Raw genomic sequence first — 9,106 nt, 5'->3', positions numbered from 1 at the left:
CGCGTTCCGCGGGCCCCGCCGCCGGCTCCGCGTGCGAGCCCGCATGGGACGTTGCCCTCGCGGGAAATCCGAACCAACCGGGAGGTTCGGTGCTCTCGTCCCCATGGTCGGTGCTCTCCGAGGTGCCCTCGGCGGTGCGGGAGTCCACGGCGCCTTCCGACGGGGAAGTGCTGTCTTCCCATGAGGCGACGGGGTCGGCCTCAGCGATCGTCGGATCCGCCATGTCCGCGTTCGTCGCTCCGACTTCGGCGCCCGACCGGCCGACGTCCGCCGCTCCGGACGTCGGCGTGGCGGATCCTGTCACCGACGCCTTCGCCGTTCCCGCGTCTCCCTCTCCTTCTCCTTCTCCTTCTCCCTCGCTCTGGTCCCCGCCCGAGCTCGCCGCGTGGCAGTCGTCGCCATGGGCACCCGGCGCACCTCCCGTGCCGTCCTCGCGCGGCGCAGGCACCACCGCGCCGGCGGGAACGGTCGTTCCGGCGCGACCAGCCATCCAGGGCGAGGTGCCGGGTGCCCCGGCCGCCGCACCGAGGTCCGTCGCCTCGGTCGCGTACCCCGTGGCCGACCAGCCGAGGATCGCGACCGGCAGGAGTGCGCGCAGGCGGGCGTCGACGTCTCTCGCCCCGAGCGCGGCCGTACGGCACTTGGGGCACCTCGCCACGTGTTCCCGCAGTCCGCGGGCTGCCAGCCCGCGCAACGCGCCGCGGGCGAACACGCCCAGACGAGCGGCGTAACGGGTGCAGTCACCACCGGCGAGGCGTGAGGAGTTCACGTGCGCCTGCAGATAGGCCTGCGTGAATCCCTCGCAGGCACGTTGCGTCAGCACTCCGGTCGCCTTCGGGCTCAGCCCGAGGAGCGGGGCCACCTGGTCCGCCCGCTCCTTTTCGACCGTGATGTGCCACAGCACCGTCTGCCAGGGCTCGGGCAGACTACGGAACGCCCGTACCGCCAGCGACTGTTCGGCCCCGCGCATGGCGCGCACGTCAGGGTCCGGGATGAACGCGTCCTCATGGGCATCTCGGGTGCGCTCCGCGGACCCGGCGAACACGGCGTAGTCCTCGACGAGCAGGTCGCGCTTTGTGGTGCTCGCCCACGCCGCCGCGACCCGCCTCAGCATCGTGAGGAGATGGATACGGATCGCGGAGTCGGGCCCCGTGCCACCCCGGACGGCCTGGAGCGTCCGCAGGAACACCACGTCCGTGAGGTCCTCGGCGCCGCGGACGTCTCGACAGCACGTACGCGCGTACCGCCGGACCGCTCCCGCATGGCGCCGGTACAACTCGCCGAACGCGTCGAGGTCGCCGTCACGCATCGAGACGATCAAGTCGGCGTCCGATCGGCCCACTTCGGCAGGTGCCGTCTCCGGCACCGAGGCGTCCTCGCGCTGCGACGGCACGTTCGGTAAGGGGCCGTCGGCCAGTTCGCCGCCGCGACGTGGCTCGTCCCGCCCGTCAGCCTCCATAGCCCAGGCCCTCGTACCCGCAGTTACACCGGAACACCGTGTCAGCCTGACATACAGCCGCTCGCGGCCCACCCCTCATGGCGACCAACCACCCCTGAGGGGTGTGTTCACACGATAGAGCCTCATGCGTACCCCGATAGGGGCATACTTCCCCGATGGCCGGATGTCGCTTCGCCGGAACGGCGCGTCGGTGCACGTCGGCAGCCCCGACCACCCCCGTATCGATCCGCGTACCAAGCCGCAGCGTCTCTCCTCACGAACGCCGCCGACAGCCGCAACCCCGGTACGACGAGCCCGCAGTCACGGCAAGCCCCGGAAGAGCCGCAGCAACAGCGAGCCCCCACCGAGCCCTTAGTAACGCGAGCAAACCGAGTTACGGGGAGGCCAACCGCCGAGCCCAAGGTGCCAGCGAGGTCAACCGCCGAGCCCAACCCCCGGCTAGGCCAGAGGCCGTGACCGCAGACCCTCCAGAAGGATGTCCAACAGGCGTGCGGAAGCCGCCTGTTGCTGAGCGGCATCCGGCAAGGAGGGCGCGGCGGTTGCTATGACCAGCAGCACGTCCGCGACCGTCACATCCCGCCGCAGCTCGCCCGCCGCTCGCGCCCGCTCGACCAACTGCCCGACGACGTCGAGCAGCTCACCTATCCCGGCGTCGTCGCCCGGAGCGGTGACCGCCCGGGCGCCCTCCGCGGTCCGTGCTGCACCGTCCTCCTGCGCTGACGGCTGTTCCACCAGCCGTAGGCCCGCCTGCGCGTGTCGCTGCTGCGGCAACCGCGCGGCCGAGGCGGCCCGGGTTCCACCGGAAGCCGCCGCACCGGCACCGGCGCCCGGCGCGGCAACCGCACCGGAACCCGCTGCAGCGCCCCGGCCCGCACCCGCCACGGCGCCGGAGCCCGAGGCGACCGCACCCTGCATCGTCTCCTGATCCGCGTCCACGCCCACCCGCAGCACCTGCGGAGGCAGCAGCCGTCCCGCGCCCGAGGCCACCGAGGTCCGCAGGAAGCGCGACAGCGCCGACCACGGCTCCTCCTCCTGCCCCAGCGCGGCACGCGCCTGCTCGGTCAGCCGGGCCGTCTCCTCTTCGGCTATCCGCCGGACGAGCACGTCCTTGCTCGGAAAGCGCCGGTACACGGTGCCGACGCCGACGCGTGCCCGCCGCGCCACGTCCTCCATCGGCGCGCCGTAGCCCAGCTCGCCGAAGACCTCGCGCGCGGCGCGCAGTACATGCTCCAGATTCCGCTGCGCATCGACCCGCAGCGACGAAGAGCCCTGAATATGCATACCTGTATCCCCGTTTCCCCCGGTCATGACGTCTCCCCCCGGAGACTCCCCGCCCTGACTGCCGGGGGCGGTCCAGCACCCCGACGAGGTACGAACATAGTTGAGCCCCGGTCAAGAAAGAAGAGGCTCCCCTTTCCGCGCGAGTCGCCCCGTTCGGACCACAAGGCCGTTCCGCTTGCCCCGCAGAGCCCCGAGCGGACCCGCCGCCACCGGCTGACCTGCGCCGTTGGGCCGCTCGCAAGCGCCTCCGCCCGGAGAGCCCTCCCCGCGGCCCGGTCACACATTTCGCCGAGCCTGTGGACAAACGCGCGTGGCCGGTGCGTCATGGGAGTGTGCTGTGAGCATCGTCGCGAGGAGACCCTCTGTGAAGGAACCGGCGCGCATTCTCGTTGTCGGCGGCGGATACGTCGGGATGTACACCGCCCTGCGCCTTCAGCGGAAGCTGAAACGTGACGAAGCCCGGGTCGTCGTGGTCGACCCCGAGCCGTACATGACGTATCAGCCCTTCCTCCCCGAGGCCGCCGCCGGCTCGATCTCGCCGCGCCACGTCGTGGTGCCGCTGCGCCGCGTACTCGAGGGGTGTCAGGTCGTCATCGGCGAGGCCACCGCCATCGACCACGCCAAGCGCACCGCCACCATCACGACGCTCGCGACCGAGGAGGAGGGCACCGGCTCCATCGAGCTCGAGTACGACGAGCTCGTCCTGGCCCCGGGATCGGTCTCGCGCACGCTCCCGGTTCCGGGTCTCGCCGAGCACGGCATCGGCTTCAAGACCGTCGAAGAGGCCATCGGGCTGCGCAACCACGTCCTCGGCCAGCTCGACATCGCCTCCTCCACGCGCGACCCCGAGGTCCGCGACGCGGCGCTGACCTTCGTCTTCGTCGGTGGCGGCTACGCGGGCGTGGAGGCCCTCGCCGAACTCGAGGACATGGCGCGCTACGCGTCCCGCTACTACCACAACGTCGACGCCGACGACATGAAGTGGATCCTCGTCGAGGCGACCGGCCGGATCCTCCCCGAAGTCGGCGAGGACATGGGCAAGTACGCCGTACGCGAGCTGCGCAGACGCAATATCGACGTACGGCTCGGCACCCGCCTGGAGAGCTGCGAGGGCCGGGTCGCGGTGCTCAGCGACGGCTCCCGCTACCCCACCCGCACGCTCGTCTGGACCGCAGGCGTCAAACCGCACCCCATCCTCGCGGCGACCGACCTGCCGCTGAACGAGCGGGGGCGCCTGATCTGCGCCCCGTCCCTCCGTGTCGAGGGCACAGAACACGCATGGTCGGCCGGTGACGCCGCCGCGGTCCCCGACATCACCGCGGGCGCCAAGGACAAGGGCAGGGACGCGGGCAGGGAGTGCGCCCCCAACGCCCAGCACGCGGTCCGTCAGGCCAAGGTCCTCGCCGAGAACATCGTCGCGTCACTGCGCGGCGGGCCCCTCCAGGACTACGAGCACTCCTACGCGGGCTCCGTGGCCTCCCTCGGACTCCACAAAGGAGTGGCACACATCTACGGGCGGAAGCTCAAGGGCTACCCCGCCTGGTTCATGCATCGCGCCTACCACCTGAGCCGGGTACCGACCTGGAACCGTAAGGCCAGGGTGCTCGCCGAGTGGACCCTCGCGGGGCTGTTCAAGCGCGAAATCGTTTCGCTCGGCTCGCTGGAGAACCCACGCGCCGAGTTCGAACTCGCGGCGGGAACCGGCCGTCACAACGAGACGACGTAAGCCGGGCACGCCACACGACGACGGGAGGCCGCCGGGCCACGCTTTCGGGCTACGCCCGGAACTGCCCGCAGGCACCCCGCGTCTGAGGAATGTCAGTCCTCTCGGCCACACTGGACGTGTGACCATGGGTGGGCTCATCCCTACGAAGAGTGTTGTGCGGAACGATCTACGGCATCGGCTGTACTCCCGGCCGGCCTGGCTGACCCGAAGCGACATCACGAGGCATAACTCAGTGAACTTCACGCGCTGGAGCGCCCGGCTCCCCGGAACGCAGCGACGCGCGGCGGCGCGGACCGACCGCGGCTCGCGCCCCCGTAAGCCATCGGGGGCGGCGGGCAGCGGCAGTCCCGTGCCGGCCGCCCGCGCCGAGCGCCCCGGGGCCGCCGCCGTGTCCGCGCCTCCTGCCACCGCCGCGTCCACGGAGCCGCACGTCACCGTCGGCGGGCTGGCCGTCCAGGACGTCCTGGAGCAAGTCCCGGGCCTGGTCGCTGTCGTGTACGGCCCCGAGCACCGCATCGCGTACGTCAACGAGGCGTATGCCTCGGTCTTCGGCGCCCGCGCCCCCGGCCGCCCCGCGCGCGAGGCCCTTCCCGAGCTCGCCGAACTCGGCCTGCTCCCACTCATGGACCAGGTGCTGCGCAGCGGCAAGCCGCGCACCGTCAAGTCCCGTCGCGTGCCCGCGGACGGCGGCGAGGCGGTGGTGGACGAGGTGTTCGCGGACGGCCGCGCCGACGCTGCGCAGGCCGGACCGACCGGCCGCAGCCGCCCCGGCCACTACACGTTCACCTGCAGTCCCATCGACCTAACGGCGACCGGCGGGACCACGGCGAGGGGCGCGCACCCCGCAAATACGCCGGGGTCGCACTCCAGTGTTCCCAACAGCGCCCCCGCAGCTCCTGCTTCGGCCGCACCGACCACCGGCTCCCACCGCGGCGTGCTCGTCTTCGCCACCGACGTCACCGATCAGGTCGAGGCCGCCGAGCGACTGCGCACCAGTGAGCGGCGCCAGCGCCAAGCCGCCGTCACCCTCCAGCGCAGCCTGCTTCCCCAGGAGTTGGAGCAGCCCGACGACCTGCGCATCGCCGCCACGTACCAGCCGGGCGGCACAGACGCGGCCGTCGGCGGCGACTGGTACGACGTCATCACCCTCGGCGCCGGCCGCACAGCCCTGGTCATCGGCGATGTGATGGGCCGCGGCGTACGGGCCGCCGCCGTCATGGGCCAGCTCCGCACAGCCGTCCGCGCGTACGCCCGCCTCGACCTGCCGCCGCACGAGGTCCTTCAACTGCTCGACGGACTCGCCTCGGAGATCGACCCGAGCCAGATCGCCACCTGTGCGTACGCCGTCCACGACCCCAACGAGGGGCGGCTCGTTCACTCTTCCGCCGGCCATCTGCCGATCATCCTCCGCGACGCCGACGGCACCGTCCGCCGGGCAGCCGAACCCACCGGCCCGCCCCTGGGCACCGGCGGCTGGCTGCACACATCGGGCTCCGTGCCCTTCGGTCCCGGCGCGACCGCCGTGCTCTACACCGACGGTCTCGTCGAGCGTCGTGGCGAGGACATCGACGAAGGCGTGACCTCGCTGGAGCAGGCGCTCGCCGGTGCCACCGGTACACCCCAAGTGGTCTGCGACCGCATGATCCGCGCCCTCGGCGTCACCGCGGACCACGACGACGACGTGGCCGTCCTCGTCCTCCAGCACCCGGCCCGTACGGGCCATGACGCCGAACTGTTCCACAACGCCGCACTGGAGCTGCTCGGCGGCGTCGAGGCCGCGCCCCGCGCCCGTGCCTTCGCCTCCGGCGTCCTGGCGAGCTGGCGCTTCCCCGCGGACCTGCGCGACCTGGGCGTCCTGGCGGTCAGCGAACTCGTCGCCAACTCCCTTCAGCACGGCACCCCGCCCATGCGGCTGCGGCTGCGCCGCACGGACCGCCGCCTCATCATCGAGGTGACCGACGGCGACGATCACCTCCCGCGCCGCCGCCGCGCCGAGCCCGTGGACGAGGCAGGCCGCGGCATCTCGATCGTCGCCACCATCGCCTCCGCCTGGGGTTCCCGGCGCACGCCGGGCGGCGGCAAGGCGGTCTGGTGCGAGTTCGCCCTCCCCGAGGAGTGAGCGGGCAGCCCGCCCGGAGGCGGGCTGCCCGCGGCGGTCACACGGTCGCGGGCAGCGCCTCGGCCTCCGCCCGCGGGGCGGGTACGGCCGCTCCAGCCCGCGAAACCGGCACGACCGCCTCGGACTCCGCCCGGGGCGCCGGCACGCGCGCGGCCACCGTCCCGTCCCCGGCGGGCTCCCGGTGCGGAGCGCGCACCGGCTTGTCCTGGGCCGGCGTCAGGCGGCGGCCAAGCCGCAGCGCCAACACCGTGATCCCCAGCGAGCACCCGATGAGCATCGCGATGTACGCCACATACATCCCCGAACCGGCCATCAGCCCGCCCACCGCAGGACCGACGGCCAGCGCGAGCTGCTTCACCAGCGCGAAAGCGGAGTTGTACTGCCCGACCCGCGCCGTCGGCGCCAGATCGGCCACCAGAGGAGCCATCGTCGGCGACAGCATCGCCTCGCCCAGACCGAAGAGCGCGTACGTCGAGATGATCGCCGCGGTCGCCATCGCCCGGCTGTGCACCAGACCGGACGCCCCGGCCGCGACCCACGCGACCGTCCAGACCAGCCCGACCAGCGCGACGACCCTGCTGCGCCGCCGCCGCTCCACCATTTTCAGGACCACGAACTGCGCGAGCACGATCACCGCCGTGTTGGCGGCCAGGGCGGCGCCCAGCATCGCCGGTGAGATGCGGGCCACCTCGACCGCGAACGCAGAGAGCCCGGACTCGAACTGCCCGTAGCAGGCGAAGAACATCACAAAGCCCAGCACGCAGAGCTGCACCATCGCCCGGTCCGCGAGCAGCGCCCGGAACCCGCCCTTCGCCCGCTCGTCCATGGGCACCGCGTCCTCCATGCGCGGTGCGCGGGGCAGTCGTACGGTCGCCGCGGTCACGCCGAGCACCAGAAACATCGCCGCCTCGATCGAGAAGAGCAGCACGAAGCTAGAGGCCCGAGAGGTGTCCACGATGAGCCCGCCCAGGAGACCCCCGACGCCCAGGCCCAGATTGGTGAGGAAGAACTGCATCGCGAAGGCGCGCGACCGCGTCACCGTCGTCGAGCACCAGACGATCATCGTGGCCAGCGCGGGCTGGATCACCGCGATCCCAGCGCCGAGGGTGCCCGCCGCAGCGACGACCAGCGGCTCACTGCTCACCAGCCCGAGGGCCAGCGAACCCGCCGCGGCGGCCACCGCGCCGACGACGGCCACGGGCAGCGGTCCGCGCCGGTCGATGACCCGGCCGGTGAAGGGCAGCACGACGAGCGCGGCCACGGCGAAGGCCGCCAGCACCGCACCCGCGGTGCTCGCGCCGAGATCACGCACCTGCGCCACGTAGACGAACAGGAACGGGACGGTGAAGCCATTGCCGAACGCTGCCAGTGCGGTCCCCAACTGGATCCTGCGCAGCGCGGCGCCCATCGCGGTGGTCACGCTCACCTCCTGGGTCGAGGTCGGAAGAGGGTCGGACAGTCGAAGCCTGAAGACTTCAACAGTAAAGTTCGACCCTAAAGAGTACACGTCGAAGGAGTTCAACGCGAACGAGCTGCGTGCCATACTCCGGACATGGCTGACACCCCCGCCGACGCGGAGTCCGGCACGGAGCCGAGCCTCGAGGCACAGATCGCGGCCTATCAGCGCGAGTTCCGCGACCTCGACCCCCAGGTCGAGAAGGTCGTCTCGGCTCTCCAGCGCCTGAATCGCCGGATGAACGTGGCCTACGGCCGCCAGACCGCGACCCTCGGCATCAGCAGCGCCGAGTGGGAGGTCCTCAAGGCGCTCGTTCTCGCGGGAGCCCCGTACCGTCTGGGCCCCGGGGACCTGGCCAAGCGCCTCGGCCTGACCCCCGCAGCGATGACCCACCGCGTCGACCGGATGGCCGCCGAGGGTCTGGTGACGAGGGAGCGCGACGAGAACAACCGCGTACGGGTGATCGTCGAGCTGACGGCGGAGGGCCGCGAGAAGTGGCTCGAAGCGATGCGGATGGCATCGGTGTTCGAGGAGGACCTTCTCCAAGACCTCGCGGACGAGGAGCGCGGGCAGCTGGGCGACATGCTCACCCGGGTACTGCGGCGGGTGGAGGAAGCCCAGCCGGACGCCGACGGACGCCTCTCCGACCTGGACTGACGACCCCACAGTTCACCCGCCGGGCAGAGGGGGTTGACATGGCAGGGGCGCATCCGTAGGGTTCTCCGGGTTGCCACGCAGCCGGTGCGGTTCTGTGGCTTCACTCGCGCCGCTCGTCGGCATCCACTGATGCGTGATCCTCTCGGGGTCGTTTTCGGCATGCCGAATTTCGAACCGAATGCTCGATTATGAGCGTGACGGGAAATGCGTTACCGTGGACGCCGCGCCGGAAGGTGCAAACCCCCTCCAATCGGGGACCGGGAATCGAATCCGAACCGGGAACGGAACGGAAAACGAATCTGGTACGGTTGGAAACACCGAAGGGAAGCGCCCGGAGAAACCGGTGAGATGGTTTCGAAGGAAGCGTCCGTTCCTTGAGAACTCAACAGCGTGCCAAAAGTCAACGCC

The 9,106-nt window shown here is 71.4% G+C and carries 6 protein-coding genes; 3 read left to right on the top strand and 3 right to left on the bottom strand.

Annotated elements, in window-relative coordinates:
• Together AB0M26_RS25265 and AB0M26_RS25260 are read right to left on the bottom strand one after the other, a co-directional pair.
• Positions 1-1,459 (bottom strand): sigma factor (locus tag AB0M26_RS25265; protein ID WP_365264133.1); only part of this gene is annotated, 1,459 nt, incomplete at its 3' end.
• Positions 1,460-1,897: 438 nt separating this feature from the next.
• Positions 1,898-2,740, bottom strand: a complete 843-nt coding sequence (locus AB0M26_RS25260) for a helix-turn-helix domain-containing protein (RefSeq protein ID WP_365264131.1) — start codon at positions 2,738-2,740, stop codon at positions 1,898-1,900.
• Positions 2,741-3,104: 364 nt separating this feature from the next.
• On the opposite strand from AB0M26_RS25260, the gene AB0M26_RS25255 reads away from it, so the two are divergent.
• Together AB0M26_RS25255 and AB0M26_RS25250 are read left to right on the top strand one after the other, a co-directional pair.
• Complete coding sequence (locus tag AB0M26_RS25255; RefSeq protein WP_365264129.1) at positions 3,105-4,466, top strand: NAD(P)/FAD-dependent oxidoreductase; 1,362 nt, start codon at positions 3,105-3,107, stop codon at positions 4,464-4,466.
• Between the two features lie 232 nt (positions 4,467-4,698).
• Positions 4,699-6,585, top strand: coding sequence for a SpoIIE family protein phosphatase (locus AB0M26_RS25250; protein WP_365264128.1), 1,887 nt, complete (start codon positions 4,699-4,701; stop codon positions 6,583-6,585).
• A 37-nt stretch (positions 6,586-6,622) separates the two neighbouring features.
• Here AB0M26_RS25250 and AB0M26_RS25245 read toward each other — a convergent pair whose 3' ends face one another.
• Positions 6,623-8,005 (bottom strand): MFS transporter, encoded by a 1,383-nt coding sequence (locus tag AB0M26_RS25245; protein WP_365264127.1) that lies wholly within the window; start codon positions 8,003-8,005, stop codon positions 6,623-6,625.
• A 132-nt stretch (positions 8,006-8,137) separates the two neighbouring features.
• On the opposite strand from AB0M26_RS25245, the gene AB0M26_RS25240 reads away from it, so the two are divergent.
• Positions 8,138-8,698 carry a MarR family transcriptional regulator gene (locus AB0M26_RS25240; RefSeq protein WP_365264126.1) on the top strand — a complete coding sequence of 187 codons (561 nt, stop codon included), beginning with the start codon at positions 8,138-8,140 and terminating at the stop codon, positions 8,696-8,698.
• Positions 8,699-9,106: the final 408 nt, after the last annotated feature.

This window comes from Streptomyces sp. NPDC051776, assembly GCF_040681345.1.
GTDB lineage: Bacteria > Actinomycetota > Actinomycetes > Streptomycetales > Streptomycetaceae > Streptomyces.
Note: the sequence above shows the minus strand (reverse complement) of the source record. Positions and strands in the feature narration are given on the sequence as shown.

Bases quoted from the DNA above. Each gene is read 5' to 3' on its own strand.
- AB0M26_RS25260 (WP_365264131.1), bottom strand. From the start codon at position 2,740: ATGCATATTCAGGGCTCTTCGTCGCTGCGGGTCGATGCGCAGCGGAAT.
- AB0M26_RS25240 (WP_365264126.1), top strand. From the start codon at position 8,138: ATGGCTGACACCCCCGCCGACGCGGAGTCCGGCACGGAGCCGAGCCTC.